Here is a 16,308-nt window from a genome sequence, read left to right on the forward strand (position 1 = left end):
TAAGATAATTAGCAATCTTTCAATCCTTCAATTAGCAATACTTCAATGACCAATTACCAATCCGCTAGTGGTGTACCAGAAGAGAGCGTAGGCAATATTTTACAACGGGGAGGAGAAGAATTGGCGCTGGAAAAAGTGAGTGATCGCTTTACAGTCCGCCCAACTTCACAAGCAGCTGACGTAACCCAAAGTGTCCCCGCCAAACCAACTCTAGAAATTCCCAAAGCCGACTTACAAGAATTTATAGTAGACCCATCCGGGCGAGACAAAGCAATGCAAGCGGCACGAGCATCAGAAGATGTTGCCTTTGCCAGCCACGTCTACCAGCTCAAAGAGAATCCGCAAACGCTAGTTTACCTCACAGATCAGGTGACAATACAATTTGCGCCCTCTGTGGAGGAAGAAACGAGGAATGCGATCGCATCCGAACATGGTTTACAACTACTCAAACCAGTCAACGGCATTCCCAACACCTTCGTCTTTCACCTTACCCCACAAGCCACAGAAAACCCCGTCAAAATAGCCAACCGACTCATGGGGCGAAAAGAGGTACTAACCGCCGAACCTAATATCGTCGTGCGACAAGAGCAACACTACCGCCCCAAAGATTCCCTCTATCCCCAGCAATGGTATCTCAATAACACAGGCGCTAATCAAGTAACAGCTAGTTCCCATATTTCAGTTGAGAAAGCCTGGGATATCACTCGCGGCGTGCGTTCCGTAGTCGTCGCCGTAACCGATGATGGCTTTGACCTCAACCACCCAGACTTTCAAGGTGCCGGAAAAATCGTCGCCCCCAAAGACTTCAAAGACCAAGACTTCTTGCCCCTACCGGGAGAGCAAGACGAAAACCACGGTACCGCCTGCGCTGGAGTTGCAGTTGCCGAAGAAACTGGCAGTGGCATTGTGGGAGTTGCGCCTGGTTGTGCCTTAATGCCCCTCCGCACCACAGGATTCTTAGATGACGAAAGCATCGAACAACTATTTGAGTGGGCAATCCAAAACGGTGCCAGCGTCATCTCCTGTAGCTGGGGGCCAGCAGCCGTATACTTTCCTCTTTCCCTACGACAACGCGCCGCCCTCACCCGTGCTGCTACAATAGGACGCGATCGCAAAGGCTGCGTCATCGTCTTTGCTGCTGGTAACGCCAATCGCCCCATCAGCGGCACCATCAACGAACAAGGCTGGCCGAATAACCTCCTAAAAGGCCCCACCCAGTGGTTAGGCGGTTTCACCGTTCATCCAGACGTAATCACCGTTTCCGCCTGTACCAGCCTGAGTAAAAAATCCGCCTACAGTAACTGGGGGAACGTAACCATCTCTGCCCCCAGCAACAACGCCCCACCGGGGATGTGGTTTGAACAAACCGGATATATCAGCACCGCCCCCGAAGTCCGAACCGCCCTGCCCGGACTAGGAGTCTTAACCGCTGACCGACTAGACGCAGCTGGATACTCCTCCAACAACTTTACCAACGATTTCGGCGGCACCTCCAGCGCTTGTCCCGTCGTCGCAGGTGTCGCCGCCCTAGTTTTGTCAGCCAACCCCGATTTAACTGCACAAGAAGTCAGGCGAATTCTGCAACGAACCGCCGACAAAATTGTAGACCCCGACCCTGACCCCCAGCTTGCTTTTCGGCTAGGCACTTACGATGTCAACGGTTACTCCCAATGGTTCGGCTATGGCAAAGTCAATGCTTTTAAAGCCGTTCAAGCTGCCAAAGAACAGCGAGTTCAACAGTCCAAACCCTCCCAAGTCTTGAATGGACGCAACAACAACAGCCTAGCCATTCCCGACGACAACCCTCAAGGCATCAGCAGTCCCATTCAAGTTCCCCAAACCGGAAGCGTTCGGGATATTCAGATTGGTGTCAATATTGAACACAGTTTCCTGGGGGATATTGAGGTGAGTTTAATCCCACCCACAGGACAAACTGTACTGTTGCAAGGTCGCACCTTGGGTTCTGCAACCCAGCTGCAAGGCACCTACACGCTGCAAAACACACCCGCACTCAAGCAACTGCTCGATTCACCCGCAGCAGGAGTTTGGCGGCTGTTAGTAGTGGATTATGCTCAGTTAGACACAGGTACTGTAAAAAGCTGGGAATTAACCTTGGGCATCTGATATTTTCCTCGTCCCTCGTTCCCAGTCGGAGGCTGGAAGGAGAATCTATCCTTGAGCGCTCGATACCTTCTCTAATGGAGTTGGCACACAGACCGTATCCACCGCCACCGCTTCGCTGTCATCCAACTGTATCAGCGCAGCTTCTAAATCAGCAGTCAATTTTTTCGCACTTGTTTTCGGCTTACCAGTACAAGAATAATTCGCCACTGAGATCGGAGTACCGATGTTAACCTTGACACCGCAACCCCAGTGTGGTAGTCTGCTGCCGTAACGAATGCTGATTGGGACAATTTTAACACCCAATCCTGGATTTTCCGATTCTACTTGCACCGCGATCCGCGCCAAGCCCGGTTTCAAGGGATGAAGTCGCCCGTCCTGGAAGATGTTACCCTCTGGGAAAATGACCATCACTTCCCCCCTTTCGAGAAGTTCGACACCATGACGAAAACTGCCTAAGCCCGGATTTCTCGTATCTACCGGGAAACCTCCCATGCGACTGATAAACCAGCCTTGTAACCCTGTCATTTCATCCGCTGATACCATAATCCGCAAGTCACGACCCGTGACTGGTTTCCCAACTGCGTAAGGTACGACAAAGGCATCCCAGCGAGAGCGATGGGTAGGAGCTAGGATAACAGGGCCAGTAGCGGGGAGATTTTCCTGTCCAGTTATTTCGCTGCTGCCAATGTAAAACGGCATAACAACGCAGCTTGTCAGCTTGTAGCCTGCGGACGCTAGCCAGGGTAAGACGCGGGAATTAACTGAAACTCCTTTGGCAGGGGTTGCAGTTGCTATGGTTGTTTCAGAGGGGTCGAGCTGAGTCATCGCGGATAAAATTTCTCACGGCATCCATAATTACACCTTAAGTATTCTTAAGGCATCTGTCTTCTATAAGATGGACAGTTTTCCGGCTGTCATTGATAAGACAAAATAAAGGCAAAATTAAAAACCCAAAAGAAAAGAATTTGTCTTTTTTTCGGTTCTAATTTTTAGTTTGTACTTTTTGAGCGCCGTTGGGCAAACCAGGATTGCAGTTGTTGGCGACAGACAGATTCTAAGATACCACCCAATACAGGCAAGTGGTGATTAGAGCAGGCACTATCTGGGATATTAGCAACTGTACGAATGGCACCAGTTTTTGCGTCGTCGGCTCCGTAAACTAGAAGCCGCAGACGTGCTAGGACAATTGCACCAGCGCACATTGGGCAAGGCTCCAAGGTAACGTAGAGGGTGCATTGATTGAGGTGCCAGTTTTGCCTCGCTTGCCCCGCGGTTCTAATAGCGATAATTTCGGCGTGGGCTGTGGGGTCTTTGTCGCGCTCTTTGCGATTTTCACCTTCTGCTATTAAGTTACCATCCACGTCAACTATCACTGCTCCGACTGGCACTTCCCCAGCTTCACCAGCATTTTGAGCGAGTTCTATCGCCCGGCTCATCCATTGTCGATGAATTAGATATGCCGGATTGTCAATTGTCATAGTCGCTCCTTGCCCTCAGCCGTCTATGCTACGGCTACGCCCCTTTCACTCCGCCGTAAACGGGAGACAGAGGCAGGTTTCGCCTGTCTAAACAGCTGCTTGAACCAGTAGGGGGTCTAGTTTCCCTTCTTTATCCATCAGATACATATCATCACATCCACCAATGTGCTGCTCGTTGATGAAAATCTGGGGGACGCTGCGCCGCCCGTTGGCACGTTGGGCCATTTTCGCTCTGGCTGCTTCATCACCATCAATTTTATATTCTTTGTAGTTGACTCCTTTCCACCAGAGGAGCATTTTGGCGCGGATGCAGTAGGGGCAAGTTTGCCAGGTGTAGATTTCGACGTCGGCTTTGATGCGCTCTGGATCACGCCCTAACAGAGGATTAAGAAAGTTTAGCATTTTCATTTTCCCAAGTTGTGAATCTTTTGTGTGCTATGACATCTAGTTTTTCATATTTAATTTTCCATTTTTAATAATTTCCGTTGCTGCTTGGGCGGCTACAGGCGGACTAAATAAATAACCTTGCAAACCATCACACTCAACCGAGCGCAAAAACTCCAATTGTTCTGGTGTTTCCACTCCCTCAGCAATCACTTTTAAATTCAGTCCATGACCCAGCGCCATGATTGCCTTGACAATAGCCGCATCATGGGGATTCCTCATCAAGTCACGAATAAAAGAGCGGTCGATTTTCAGCGTATCTAGAGGAAAATGTTTCAGATAACTGAGCGAAGAATAACCAGTTCCAAAATCATCCATTGAAATTTGGATTCCTATGTTTTGCAACTTTCGCAACACAGAAATGGTCAAATCCACATCCTGCATAGCAATACTTTCAGTAATTTCCAGCTCCAAAAAATAAGGTTCTAGACCCGTTTCAGCGAGAATCTGATCGATAATTTTTAGCAGGTTATTTTGCTGAAACTGACGCGCTGAAAGATTTACTGCAATGCGGAATTGCGGCAATCCTTGAGACTGCCAGAGGTGATTTTGAGCGCAAGCTGTCCGCAAAACCCATTCCCCAATTGGGCAAATAAGGCCAGTTTCTTCTGCCAGTGGAATAAATTGATAAGGCGAAATAAATCCCAAATCGCTAGAGTTCCAACGAATCAGCGCTTCCATCCCCACAATCTGACCCGTGATTAAATTCACTTGCGGCTGGTAGTGCAACAGAAATTCCTCGCGTTCCAACGCTTTGTAAAGTCTGTTTTCTAACACCAATCGCTCTAGCGCTCTTGCCCCCAGTGCTGGCGTATATAGCTGATAGTTATTTCGACCTTGCTGCTTGGCTCTATACATAGCAGCATCGGCGTTTTTCAAGAGGGTTTCTGCATCTTCTCCATCGTAAGGAGCCAGAGCGATTCCCAAACTTGCTTTAATGTAAAGTTCCTGTTCCTCAAAACGAAAAGGAACATTTAGTCCGCCTAAAATTCGCTGGGCAATTTTAGTGGCATCATCGGCACAGGTGACGGGGGAAAGCATAATAGTGAATTCATCTCCACCCCAACGAGCAACAATGTCAGTGTCCCGCAGACAGTCCTTTAAGCGTCGCGCCGCAGCTTGCAGTAGCTGGTCGCCTACGGCATGACCCAGAGTATCGTTGATCCGCTTGAAGCCATCCAGGTCGAGAAACACCACCGCCAGCATTTCATCGCGGCTTAAATGGGCGTTTGCCAGCGCTAAAGAAAGTCTGTCATTAAATAGCAACCGATTCGGCAACCCCGTCAGGAGGTCGTGAGATGCTTGATGCCGGATTGTATCCTCCACGCGCCTTTGCATCACAGCCATGTAGAGGTGAGTTCCGATAGCTTGAGCTAGTTTGAGTTCTTCGGGACTCCATTCTTTGGCTTGTGCTTGCTTGATTTCTCGCCATGCTTCAAAAGATAGGCGGGGGCGCAGGTTGCGGTCGTCGAGATTCTGTTTTCCCGCCCATAAGGTTTCGGTACTGATCTCATTGCGGAAGATGGTGAGGCACCCGACGCACTGCTGATGATACCTCAGAGGCACGATGAGAATAGACCGAATGGTAGTTAGTCCGAAACTAGAGGCTAAAGACTTTAGTTGCGGTTCTCGGTAGAGATCCTTAATGGTGTAAGGGGAGGATGAAGGATGAAGGATGAAGGATGAATTTATACTTCTGCCTTCGGAATTGTGAAGATTGTGAGGCTGGATATCTTGATTGTTTTCTCTATAAGATTGACTAGCGACACCTTTTTCCCCATTGAGGATACTTTGCCACAAGGAAGTTTCTTCTAGCCAGGGCAAACTGGGCTGATCGCCATAGGTATAAATTTGAGCAGGTCTTCCTGTGGTATCTGCGGTAATAAACAGTCTGCCACCATTACCCTGTAAGGCTTCGACGGTTTCTTCTAGAACGGCCTGCCGGATTTCTGTCAGTTTAAGTGGGGAGTGGAGCAGACTGCTAATGTGGTTGATCGCTGCTTCATGGTGAGCCTGTTGTCTGGCTGTGTGGAGAAGATGGGATTGAGCGATCGCAATCGACATCTGATCCACCAACAGCTGCACAACTTGCAACTCTTGTTCGCTAAATCGTCGCTGTATCGCGTTGTGGCACGCCAACAGCCCCCACAAGCTGTTTTGATGCAAAATCGGAATTGTTAGAGAAGATTTCACCCCCATCGCCATCAGATATTCGATATGGCAAGGATCGACTGGGGAATAGCGGATGTCTTCGCTGGCAAAAGTTTTACCAGTTGAGGGGCAATCTAACTGCTCTTGAGTCTTGTGTCCAGTGGTTACATCTATAATCACTCGCTGACGAGCTTTGACAAACATTTTGCGGGCTTGGGGAGGAATGTCCTCGGCTGGAAACCACAGCCCCAGTAGGGAAGGCAGGCGATGTTCCCGGATCGACTCGGCAATGACTTCGCCACTCCCATCCAGAGCAAATCGGTAAATTTTCACCCGATCCATGCCCAAAAAAGTACGGATTTCTCGCGCCGTTGTCGTCAAAATCTCTTGCAATTCCAAAGACTGGCGAATTCGGGTAGTAATCCGATTCAGCAAACTTTCCCGATCGTAGGAGCCAGCTGGCATTGTCCGTACTTTTTGCTGTATGGCTTGTGTCTTTTTTCGTCGAACCATTCAGTTAAACCTACCCCTGGAGAGTGTCATTTACCCCTACTACAAGTATGAAACCTTGGACTCTATCTTAAGAAATAAAAGACAAATTTATTATTAATATTACAAAGGATTAAGTGTTACTTATGTGTAAAGCTCGTGCAATGCTCGTATTTAGCTCCACTCTAAATAAATGTGTTTTAGCCTAGCTGTCTTTATAAGCCATGAATAGCGTAGCCCAAAAATTGAAAAGCATCCTCAGCAGCTCAACCATTATTCCGTGGGAAGATGCAAAAGTCGCCCGGAAATCAGAAATATCCCAAGCCGTTACACCCGCAACCACCGTTGATTGCCTAGTCTATCCCGATACCCTGGAAGAACTCGCCTTAGTTATGACTTTTGCCCACCAGCAGCGATCGCGCGTCCTGCCCTGCGGCAGTGGTAGCAAAATTGGTTGGGGTGGATTAGTAGATGGGGTTAATTTAGTTGTCAGTACCGAACGCCTCAACCGTTTGATAGATCATGCCGTCGGCGATTTAACCGTCACAGTCGAGGCAGGCATGAAGTTTGCCGAATTGCAAAAAATTTTAGCGCAACAAGGTCAATTTCTCCCCCTAGATCCAGCTTATCCTGAAACCGCTACTATTGGTGGCATTGTCGCCACGGCTTCGGCTGGGTCTTGGCGACAACGTTATGGGGGGGTTCGGGATATGCTTTTGGGGCTTTCTTTTGTCCGAAGCGATGGTCAAATTGCTAAAGCCGGGGGGCGGGTGGTAAAAAATGTTGCTGGTTATGACTTGATGAAGTTATTTACTGGCTCTTTTGGAACGCTAGGAATTATCTCTCAAGTGACATTTCGAGTTTATCCGTTGCTAGAGGTGTCTGGAACTGTGCTGCTTATTGGCACAGCCGAAGGAATTGCGGCGGCAACTAAAACTTTGCTGGCTTCTGCTTTGACTCCCACTGCGGTTGATTTGCTATCGCCGACTCTAGTGGCAAAGGCAAATTTAGGTGAGGGTATGGGTTTAATTGTTCGCTTCCAAAGTGTGGCGGCGAGTGTTAAGGAACAGTCGGCTAGACTTCTGGAAGTAGGGCAACATCTGGGTTTACAGGGGACAATATATTCTGATGCCGATGAATCTAAACTATGGTTGTTACAAGAACAAATGTGGATATCCTCCCAAGATGCTGCTGTTACTTGCAAAATAGGAGTAGTACCCTCATCGTCAGCGGCAATCCTCGCTGAAATGCCGTCTTTATTGTGTTTGATTCACGCTGGTAGTGGGTTAGGGATGGTGCGGTTTGATAGTACAGATGTTAAGCCAATTTTGGAGATGCGATCGCGTCTATCTTCCCAAGGCGGTTTTTTGACTATTCTGGAAGCACCTATCGCTTTGAAGCAAGAAATAGATGTCTGGGGTTATACGGGTAATGCTCTTGATTTAATGCGGAAAATTAAAACACAGTTTGATCCAGAAAATATTTTGAGTCCAGGCCGGTTTGTAGGAGGAATTTAAACGAACCGCTGAGGCGCAGAAGACGCTGAGTTAAGAGAAGAAAGAAGAGAGAGAATAGAGAGAAGATGCAAAGTTTATCTGAAGAGTCTAGTTTTGATGCTAAACATCCACCAGATCCGAAGTTAATTGATAGTTGCGTTCATTGCGGTTTTTGTCTTTCTACTTGTCCGAGTTATCGGGTAATTGGTAAGGAAACTGATTCGCCAAGAGGTCGTATCTATTTGATGGATGCGATTAATGAGGGGAAAATTCCTCTTAATACTGCTACTGTGCAGCATTTTGATTCTTGCTTGGGTTGTCTTGCTTGTGTAACAACTTGTCCTTCTGGCGTTCAGTATGACAAATTGTTATCTGCTACTCGTCCTCAAATTGAACGAAATTATCCGCGCAGTTTGCCAGAAAAGTTATATAGGCAACTCATTTTTTCCCTATTTCCTTACCCTAATCGGCTGCGAGTAATGCTTGCTCCTCTGATGGTTTATCAGAAGTTGGGTTTGCAAAAAATTGTGCGTTCCACTGGCTTACTTAAGCGGATATCTCCTCATTTGGCGGCGATGGAATCTAATCTGCCAGAACTTTCTTTAAAAGCATTTCAAGATACTTTACCAGAACTTATTCCGGCTGAAGGAGAGAAACGCTATCGGGTAGGTATAATTTTAGGTTGCGTTCAGCGTCTTTTCTTCTCCAAGGTGAATGAAGCGACGGTGCGCGTCTTAACTGCGAATGGTTGTGAGGTGGTGATTCCCAAGAGCCAGGGATGTTGTGCGGCGCTACCACATCACCAAGGACAGGAAGAACAAGCGAAAGCGATCGCTAAGTCTATGATTGATAGTTTTGCCGACACAAATGTAGACTACATCATCATCAATGCTGCTGGTTGTGGTCATACTTTAAAAGAGTACGGACACATCCTACAAGATAACCCAGAATATAAAGAAAAAGCTGCAAATTTTGCCTCTAAAGTTAAAGATGCACAAGAGTTTCTTTATGAAGCAGGCGTGACAGCAAAACTTTCACCGCTTTCTGATAAACCCCTAACCTTAGTTTATCAAGATGCCTGTCATTTATTGCACGGGCAAAAGATTAGTTTGCAACCCCGCCAACTTTTGCGACAAATCCCAGGCGTACAACTTCGAGAACCAATTGATGCTGCTTTGTGCTGTGGTAGTGCGGGTGTTTACAATATGCTTCAGCCAGAAGTTGCTGAAGAATTAGGTAAGCAAAAAGTAGAAAATTTGCTCAATACTGGTGCTAAATTAATTGCTTCTTCTAATCCCGGTTGTACTTTGCAAATTACTAAGCATTTACCGGATCAAGGTAAAGACATTTCCATTTTGCACCCGGTGGAGTTACTAGATTACTCAATTCGCGGGGTAAAGCTGCAAAAGTAGAGTAATTTTTGTTTAGCGCTAAGTTGATGGTAGAAGAAGCAGGCGATCGCTAATGGTACAAGCACCTACAAAAACACTGGCTTTGGAGGAGTTTCTGAAACTACCAGAAACTAAGCCTGCTAGTGAATACATAAATGGTCAAATTATCCAAAAGCCGATGCCACAAGGTAAGCATAGCAAGTTACAGGGAAGGCTAGTCACTGCTATTAACGAAGTAGTTGAAGCTAAGAAAATTGCTCTAGCCTTTCCAGAATTGCGGTGTACTTTTGGCGGACGGTCAATCGTGCCAGATGTGGTAGTGTTTGCTTGGGAAAGGATACCTCTTGATGAAAATGGTGATGTTGCTAATGTATTTGAGGCTGCTCCCGACTGGACGATTGAAATTCTCTCTCCCGAACAAAGGCAAACCAAAGTAACCGGAAATATCTTGCACTGCCTTCAACACGGTAGCAAATTAGGCTGGCTACTCGATCCAGATGAACGCTCCGTGCTAGTATACCCACGCGGACAGCAACCAGGATTATTGCAAGAAACAGGTGATGTGCTACCCGTTCCAGACTTGGTAGCAGAACTACGGCTAACGGTTGGGGATTTGTTTGGATGGTTAAAGTTGGGATGATAAACAGGAAAGACAAAAGATTGAGCAAGTAGAAATAAAGGTGAATGGCGAATACCGGAAGTAAACCGTAGGACACCAGGAGAGCCTTTCGCTCTCGTGATGCCTGCGGTACAATGCTTAGGAATTTCGTTTAATTTTTTCATGACTTCCGATACACCATTAATTCAATTTTTTGAAGGTATTCCTGAAGAAATCAGTAATGTCAGCTTACGCCGGAACAAGAGTTCCGGAGTTCGTACCGTATTGATGACGTTTAAAGAGTTGAAATCCATAGAAAGATTCAACAGCTTTAGAAAAAGATTTTCTAATTCGCTGCGGTTAAGTGATGAAGAAGGTGTGATTAGTGTCGAGCCTTCCTCGGTTAAATTTATTTTCTCAGGGCCAGAAGGGGATGATTTCGAGCGGCTGGACTGCGAATTTGAAATCCCGCGAGACGACCACTGGGAAAGATTTATGCGGTTTATGAATCGCTATGCCCAAGCGAATGACATGGCTTACAGCGAAACCCAAAAAACAGCAGGTGCATCATGAAAGTAGCGATCGCAGGAGGAACCGGATTTGTCGGCTCTCGTTTGGTAGAGCGACTACTAGCGGAAGGTCATCAGGTGCTAATTTTAACTCGCAACCCCGCTTCTGTGAAACCCGCTCCAAATGTAGAGGTTGTTGCCTATAATCTCAAAGAATCGGGAGCTTGGCAACAGTCGATTTCTGGATGCGATGCGGTGGTGAATTTGGCGGGGGAACCCATCGCCGAAAAGCGCTGGACACCAGAACACAAGCAGGAAATTATCAATAGTCGCAAAATTGGCACTCAAAAAATTGTAGAAGCCATTTCTAAAGCCAACCCGAAACCATCAGTTTTGGTGAGTGCTTCCGCAATTGGTTACTATGGCACCAGCGAAACCGCCACCTTTGAAGAAGGCAGTCCTTCAGGTAATGATTTTTTGGCACAAGTTTGTCAAGAATGGGAAGCAGAAGCCCAAAAAGTAAAAGACACGGGGACGCGGCTGGTGATTGTGCGAATTGGGATAGTTCTGGCTATGGGAGGAGCAATTGGTAAAATGATTCCTCCCTTTAAAATGTTTGCTGGCGGCCCCATCGGCACAGGGAAGCAGTGGTTCTCTTGGATACACCGAGACGATCTAGTTGACCTAATTTTATTCGCGCTAAAACAAAAAGAAGTTGAAGGTGTTCTCAATGCCACAGCCCCGAACCCAGTTCGCATGAACGAAGTATCGCAAACTTTGGGGGAAGTTTTAAATCGTCCCTCTTGGTTGCCAGTTCCCGCCTTTGCTTTAGAAGTTCTTTTGGGAGATGGGGCCCAAGTCGTTTTGGAAGGACAACAAGTTCTACCAAAACGCACCATTACCCAAGGCTTTGACTATCAATATCCCACCCTCAAACAGGCGTTGGAGGAATTCTTGGACTAATGCTAATCGCTAATTGCTAATTGTGTTACTGGGTACTGGGGCAGTATTTTTCCTAGTCCCTATTAGCCATTAGCCATTAGCCATTAGCCAACCTTTACAGTTTCAACTGGCAAAGTATCCTCATCCTGTACCCGCTGTAATTTAGCTCCCAATTGCCGCAGTTTCTCCTCCAGCTTTTCATAGCCTCGGTCTAGATGCTGCAATCCTTGAATCGTCGTTTTTCCTTCTGCCGCTAGCGCCGCCAGCACCAGTGCCGCCGAAGCGCGTAAATCTGTTGCCAATACTGGCGCGCCCGATAGCATCGGCACACCCCGCACCAGCGCATGGTTGCCTTTGACGCGAATATCTGCACCCATGCGATTTAATTCGGCAACGTGACGCAAACGATTTTCAAACACGGTTTCACTGATGGCGCTATCGCCATCGGCAAGGGTCAGCAACGCCATAAACTGCGCCTGCATATCTGTCGGGAAACCGGGATAAGGCAAGGTTTCGATATCAGTACCTACGTATTTGTGTCCGCCGATAATCCGCAGACAGTCCGGTGCATCTTCAATCACCTTAGCGCCAATTTCTCGCAGCTTTGCGATCGCTGCCGTCAAATGATCTGGAACCACAGGCGAGATACTGATTTCTGAGTGCGTAATTGCCCCTGCTACTAGCAACGTCCCCGCCTCAATCCGGTCGGGAATAATGTTGTAGTCGGTAGAATGCAATTTGGGAACACCGGAAATTACAATTGTGTTGGTGCCTGCACCGCGAATTCTCGCGCCCATTGAATTGCAGAAATTAGCCAGATCCGAGACTTCAGGCTCTTGTGCGGCGTTTTCTATAATTGTTTCGCCTTCCGCCAAGGTCGCTGCCATCATCAGCGTCTCTGTAGCACCGACGCTGGGATAATCTAAATAAATTTTTGCCCCTTTTAACTTTCGGCTGCTTCCATTGACATAAGCATGGACAATTCCATGCTCAATTTGCACATCTGCCCCCATGTCCCGCAAACCCCGGACGTGGAGATCAACTGGTCTGGCACCAATAGCGCAACCGCCTGGTAAAGGCACCCTTGCCACTCCTAGACGCGCCAGCATCGGGCCTATGAGAAAGAAGCTTGCTCGCAGTTGCGAAACCAACTCATAGGGCGCTTTTGATTCTCCGATGTGGCTGGCGTTGATGTCGAGAATGTCGCCATTTCGTTCTAGCTTTACACCCAAGGACGACAAAATTTGACCCATTCGTTCCACATCGACAAGCGAGGGAACATTACGCAGGCGAAAATCTTCCGGACAAAGCAATGCTCCCGCCATGATCGCCAGGGCTGAGTTCTTGGCACCGCTAATTTTGGCGTGTCCTTTGAGAGAGTTTTTGCCCCAAATCTGTAGGACGGATTTGTCTTCTTCAGGCAGAGAGTAGGGATTGGTCAGGTTGAGAGAGGGGTTAATAGGTCTATCCTCCAAATTTCCGGAAATAGTGTTGCATTTTTTTAAATTTGGTTTTGATTCTACAGTAAAGATTTTAAATGTCTACATTATTGGCACTCCAGATATCATTTTCAGCCGAGTTAAGCATTTTACCTTGTCCTGGTTCCAATTTCCGGAGCAAACAAATTAGTTGACTAATGCCAAAACTTGCGGCAATATGATAATTTGGAAATGTAGTCAAGGCTACGCGGAACTGGCGGAATTGGCAGACGCGCTAGATTCAGGTTCTAGAGTCCGCAAGGATGTCCGGGTTCAAGTCCCGGGTTCCGCATCTCAATTTTGGATTTTTGTGGGATTACTAGGCTAGTAATCCCAAATTTTTTTGTACTAAGCAAGTCATCCCCAATCCAAAATCTAAAAATCCAAAATCGAATGTTGACCAGTCTCCAGAATCCTCTGGTAAAGCAAATCCGCAAGTTGCATACTGCTAAAGAGCGGCGAGAGCAGCAGATGTTTTTGTTGGAAGGGACGCACTTGCTGGAGGAAGCGATCGCAGTTGATTATCCTCTGGTGACAGTTTGCTGTACGCTGGAATGGCAGGAGCGTCACCCGCAACTGTGGAACAGCATTTGCGAACGTTCCCCGCGCACCGAATTGGTGAGTCCGGAAGTCCTGAAGGCTCTTGCTACCACAATTCAACCAGATGGTGTCGTTGCTACAGCACCGCGATCCAATCAGGCGCAAAGTCTATCCGTCACTGGTTTGGGGCTGGTATTGGAAACAATACAAGATCCCGGCAACTTGGGGACAATGATTCGCACCGCCGCCGCATCTGGTATAGATTGGCTTTGTGTGAGTGCAGATAGTGTAGATTTAGATAATCCGAAGGTGCTGCGAGCCTCAGCCGGACAGTGGTTTCGGCTACCGATGAGCGTCAGTTCCGATTTAATAGCTGACATTTCCCAGTGTCGGAAACAAGGGATGCAGGTAGTAGCCACTGTTCCCACAGCAACTTTAACTTATTGGGAAGTTGACTTGCGCCGTCCGACGCTGATTTTGATGGGCAATGAAGGCGCGGGGTTGTCAGATAATTTAAGTGTAATGGCGGATGTGCAGGTGAAAATTCCCCTGAGTCCGGGGGTAGAGTCTTTGAACGTAGCTGTAGCAGCTGCCTTGATGTTATACGAAGCGCAGCGTCAGAAAAGTTTTAGCGATTAGCTATTGGTGTTAGGTAAGAAGCGTCGCCTACAAAATCAGACTTTGAGAGGAAAATGCCCAAAGTCTGATTATAAATTCCCGATTTCTTGGAAATATTGCTCAATGTCAGCAACGGCATCCTCTAAATCATCTACGGCAATCGGATATGGTTGATGATTATTCCCCTTAACGGCCTGCAACTTTGAACTATCTCTCTGAATTTCCTGAGATAGCAACAATTCCTGCAATTCGTCGAGGGACTTGCTGAAAGAATCATCGGTATCGCGTTCGTTCTCTTGGTGACTGTAATTCATGCGTCTGATTCCTAAAACACTGCTCATCCTAGCAGCGCACTCTGATAGTTATGAGACGATCGCCAAAACTCGACAATCGCGATTATGTTAGCTTCTACAATACAACAGAGACTTTAAAGATGTCCCCCGTCAAATTACTGACTAATAACAGATCGTTTGGGACTTGCGCTCACTGTTGGTCAAGTTCAAAATAAGTAGGGCATCGCGCACTGGGAGAGTAACGTGACTGAGGGATTTGATTACGATTTAGTGATTATTGGGGCGGGTGTAGGCGGACATGGTGCTGCATTACACGCCGTCAGCTGCGGACTGAAAACCGCTATTGTCGAAGCAGCAGATATGGGCGGTACTTGTGTTAACCGGGGCTGCATTCCTTCAAAAGCACTGCTTGCGGCATCTGGTCGGGTACGGGAGTTACATAACGCCCATCACCTGAAATCGCTGGGTATTCAAGTATCTGGCGTTGAGTTTAACAAAGAAGCGATCGCGTCCCACGCCAACAACCTTGTTTCCAAGATTCGCGGTGATTTGACAAATAGCCTACAACGATTGGGTGTAGATATTATCCGCGGTAGGGGTAAAGTAGCTGGACAGCAAAAAGTATCTGTTACCACAGAATCGGGCGAAAAAACTGTCACCGGAAAAGACATTATCATTTCCAGTGGATCAATTCCTTGGGTTCCTCCAGGGATTGAAATTGACCACAAAACCGTCTTTACCAGCGACGAAGGCGTAAAATTGGAATCCCTACCACCCTGGATCGCAATTGTAGGCAGCGGTTACATCGGTCTGGAGTTTTCGGATATTTACACAGCGTTAGGCTGTGAAGTGACGATGATTGAAGCTTTAGACCAGCTGATGCCTGGTTTTGACCGCGACATTGCAACTATAGCTGAAAGGATACTGATTAAGCCCCGCGACATCGAAACCAAAGTCGGCATTTTGGCAAAGAGTGTCACCCCTGGAACGCCAGTAGTTATTGAGCTAGCCGATGCTAAAACTAAAGAAGTGGTGGACGTACTGGAAGTAGATGCTTGTCTGGTTGCTACCGGACGCATTCCAGATACTAAAGACCTGGGATTAGAATCGGTGGGCGTAGAGACAGATAGAAAGGGCTTTATCACCGTCGATGACCGGATGGCAGTTTTGTCAGGCGGCGAAGTAGTACCCCACCTGTGGGCGATTGGAGATGCCACTGGTAAGATGATGCTGGCTCATGCTGCGTCTGCTCAAGGTGTCGTGGCAGTAGAAAATATCTGCGATCGCCATCGATTGGTAGACTATCACAGTATCCCAGCCGCAGCATTTACCCACCCAGAAATCAGCTTTGTCGGCTACACAGAAACAGCAGCAAAGGATGTGGGCACAGAACAGGGATTTGAAGTAGGGGTAGCGAAGAGTTACTTCAAAGGTAACTCGAAAGCGATCGCTGAAGGTGAAGCGGACGGCATGGCAAAGGTCGTCTACCGCAAAGACACCGGGGAAGTGCTGGGCGTTCATATTATCGGAATGCACGCAGCAGATTTGATCCACGAAGCCGCAAATGCGATCGCTTCTCGTAACACTGTCAACACCCTAGCCTACTATGTCCACGCTCACCCCACCCTCTCGGAAGTGCTGGATGAAGCCTATAAACGGGCTGTAGGAAGTCACTAGCCAATGCAAGGATTTTAGATTTTGGATTTTGTTTTCAATCCAAAATCTAAAATCATCGGAGGCGGAGAAACTCCGACCTC

General features: G+C 47.5%; 14 protein-coding genes and 1 tRNA gene. 9 read left to right on the forward strand and 6 right to left on the reverse strand.

Annotated features, from left to right (window positions below; genetic code table 11):
• Positions 1 to 45 precede the first annotated feature (45 nt).
• Complete coding sequence (locus H6F74_RS07805) at positions 46 to 2,124, forward strand: S8 family serine peptidase (protein WP_190438696.1); 2,079 nt, start codon at positions 46 to 48, stop codon at positions 2,122 to 2,124.
• Positions 2,125 to 2,169: 45 nt separating this feature from the next.
• Here H6F74_RS07805 and H6F74_RS07810 read toward each other — a convergent pair whose 3' ends face one another.
• From H6F74_RS07810 to H6F74_RS07825, 4 genes are all read right to left on the reverse strand, one after another.
• Positions 2,170 to 2,949 (reverse strand): lysophospholipid acyltransferase family protein, encoded by a 780-nt coding sequence (locus H6F74_RS07810; protein ID WP_190438698.1) that lies wholly within the window; start codon positions 2,947 to 2,949, stop codon positions 2,170 to 2,172.
• A 164-nt stretch (positions 2,950 to 3,113) separates the two neighbouring features.
• Positions 3,114 to 3,602 carry a tRNA adenosine(34) deaminase TadA gene (tadA, locus tag H6F74_RS07815; protein WP_190438701.1) on the reverse strand — a complete coding sequence of 163 codons (489 nt, stop codon included), beginning with the start codon at positions 3,600 to 3,602 and terminating at the stop codon, positions 3,114 to 3,116.
• A gap of 87 nt (positions 3,603 to 3,689) precedes the next feature.
• Positions 3,690 to 4,004 carry a glutaredoxin 3 gene (gene grxC, locus H6F74_RS07820; RefSeq protein ID WP_190438704.1) on the reverse strand — a complete coding sequence of 105 codons (315 nt, stop codon included), beginning with the start codon at positions 4,002 to 4,004 and terminating at the stop codon, positions 3,690 to 3,692.
• Between the two features lie 42 nt (positions 4,005 to 4,046).
• Entirely contained in the window at positions 4,047 to 6,710 is a 2,664-nt protein-coding gene (locus H6F74_RS07825) for an EAL domain-containing protein (RefSeq protein WP_199300971.1), read from the reverse strand.
• 200 nt (positions 6,711 to 6,910) lie between these two features.
• Here H6F74_RS07825 and H6F74_RS07830 point away from each other — a divergent pair, with 200 nt between their 5' ends.
• The 5 genes from H6F74_RS07830 (at position 6,911) to H6F74_RS07850 (ending at position 11,643) form a co-directional block, all read left to right on the forward strand.
• Positions 6,911 to 8,203: an FAD-binding oxidoreductase gene (locus H6F74_RS07830; protein WP_190438707.1), complete on the forward strand. Its 1,293-nt coding sequence runs from the start codon at positions 6,911 to 6,913 to the stop codon at positions 8,201 to 8,203.
• A gap of 65 nt (positions 8,204 to 8,268) precedes the next feature.
• Positions 8,269 to 9,594, forward strand: a complete 1,326-nt coding sequence (locus H6F74_RS07835; RefSeq protein ID WP_190438710.1) for a (Fe-S)-binding protein — start codon at positions 8,269 to 8,271, stop codon at positions 9,592 to 9,594.
• 52 nt (positions 9,595 to 9,646) lie between these two features.
• Complete coding sequence (locus tag H6F74_RS07840) at positions 9,647 to 10,213, forward strand: Uma2 family endonuclease (protein WP_190438713.1); 567 nt, start codon at positions 9,647 to 9,649, stop codon at positions 10,211 to 10,213.
• Between the two features lie 141 nt (positions 10,214 to 10,354).
• Positions 10,355 to 10,744 carry a photosystem II reaction center protein Psb28 gene (gene psb28, locus H6F74_RS07845; RefSeq protein WP_190438716.1) on the forward strand — a complete coding sequence of 130 codons (390 nt, stop codon included), beginning with the start codon at positions 10,355 to 10,357 and terminating at the stop codon, positions 10,742 to 10,744.
• On the forward strand, positions 10,741 to 11,643 hold the full coding sequence (locus H6F74_RS07850; RefSeq protein ID WP_190438719.1) for a TIGR01777 family oxidoreductase: 903 nt from the start codon (positions 10,741 to 10,743) through the stop codon (positions 11,641 to 11,643). The genes psb28 and H6F74_RS07850 overlap by 4 nt, the downstream gene beginning before the upstream one ends.
• Positions 11,644 to 11,726: 83 nt before the next feature.
• Here H6F74_RS07850 and murA read toward each other — a convergent pair whose 3' ends face one another.
• Positions 11,727 to 13,097 carry a UDP-N-acetylglucosamine 1-carboxyvinyltransferase gene (murA, locus tag H6F74_RS07855; protein WP_199300972.1) on the reverse strand — a complete coding sequence of 457 codons (1,371 nt, stop codon included), beginning with the start codon at positions 13,095 to 13,097 and terminating at the stop codon, positions 11,727 to 11,729.
• A 211-nt stretch (positions 13,098 to 13,308) separates the two neighbouring features.
• Between murA and H6F74_RS07860 the strand changes: the two genes are divergently transcribed.
• Together H6F74_RS07860 and H6F74_RS07865 are read left to right on the forward strand one after the other, a co-directional pair.
• A tRNA-Leu gene (locus tag H6F74_RS07860) sits at positions 13,309 to 13,392 on the forward strand.
• A 101-nt stretch (positions 13,393 to 13,493) separates the two neighbouring features.
• Complete coding sequence (locus H6F74_RS07865; RefSeq protein WP_190438722.1) at positions 13,494 to 14,279, forward strand: RNA methyltransferase; 786 nt, start codon at positions 13,494 to 13,496, stop codon at positions 14,277 to 14,279.
• Between the two features lie 68 nt (positions 14,280 to 14,347).
• Here H6F74_RS07865 and H6F74_RS07870 read toward each other — a convergent pair whose 3' ends face one another.
• Entirely contained in the window at positions 14,348 to 14,572 is a 225-nt protein-coding gene (locus H6F74_RS07870; RefSeq protein WP_190438725.1) for a hypothetical protein, read from the reverse strand.
• A 222-nt stretch (positions 14,573 to 14,794) separates the two neighbouring features.
• Here H6F74_RS07870 and lpdA point away from each other — a divergent pair, with 222 nt between their 5' ends.
• Positions 14,795 to 16,228: a dihydrolipoyl dehydrogenase gene (gene lpdA / locus H6F74_RS07875; RefSeq protein ID WP_190438728.1), complete on the forward strand. Its 1,434-nt coding sequence runs from the start codon at positions 14,795 to 14,797 to the stop codon at positions 16,226 to 16,228.
• Positions 16,229 to 16,308: the final 80 nt, after the last annotated feature.

The sequence above is a fragment of the Trichocoleus sp. FACHB-90 genome (assembly GCF_014695505.1).
In the GTDB taxonomy this organism is placed as follows: Bacteria; Cyanobacteriota; Cyanobacteriia; order Cyanobacteriales; family FACHB-T130; genus Funiculus; species Funiculus sociatus.

Excerpts from the sequence above, each read along its gene's own strand:
- H6F74_RS07840 (WP_190438713.1), top strand. The coding sequence starts at position 9,647 with ATGGTACAAGCACCTACAAAAACACTGGCTTTGGAGGAGTTTCTGAAA.
- H6F74_RS07850 (WP_190438719.1), top strand. The coding sequence starts at position 10,741 with ATGAAAGTAGCGATCGCAGGAGGAACCGGATTTGTCGGCTCTCGTTTG.
- H6F74_RS07865 (WP_190438722.1), top strand. The coding sequence starts at position 13,494 with ATGTTGACCAGTCTCCAGAATCCTCTGGTAAAGCAAATCCGCAAGTTG.
- tadA (WP_190438701.1), bottom strand. The coding sequence starts at position 3,602 with ATGACAATTGACAATCCGGCATATCTAATTCATCGACAATGGATGAGC.
- H6F74_RS07835 (WP_190438710.1), top strand. The coding sequence starts at position 8,269 with ATGCAAAGTTTATCTGAAGAGTCTAGTTTTGATGCTAAACATCCACCA.
- H6F74_RS07805 (WP_190438696.1), top strand. The coding sequence starts at position 46 with ATGACCAATTACCAATCCGCTAGTGGTGTACCAGAAGAGAGCGTAGGC.
- psb28 (WP_190438716.1), top strand. The coding sequence starts at position 10,355 with ATGACTTCCGATACACCATTAATTCAATTTTTTGAAGGTATTCCTGAA.
- H6F74_RS07810 (WP_190438698.1), bottom strand. The coding sequence starts at position 2,949 with ATGACTCAGCTCGACCCCTCTGAAACAACCATAGCAACTGCAACCCCT.
- H6F74_RS07870 (WP_190438725.1), bottom strand. The coding sequence starts at position 14,572 with ATGAATTACAGTCACCAAGAGAACGAACGCGATACCGATGATTCTTTC.
- grxC (WP_190438704.1), bottom strand. The coding sequence starts at position 4,004 with ATGCTAAACTTTCTTAATCCTCTGTTAGGGCGTGATCCAGAGCGCATC.
- H6F74_RS07830 (WP_190438707.1), top strand. The coding sequence starts at position 6,911 with ATGAATAGCGTAGCCCAAAAATTGAAAAGCATCCTCAGCAGCTCAACC.
- H6F74_RS07825 (WP_199300971.1), bottom strand. The coding sequence starts at position 6,710 with ATGGTTCGACGAAAAAAGACACAAGCCATACAGCAAAAAGTACGGACA.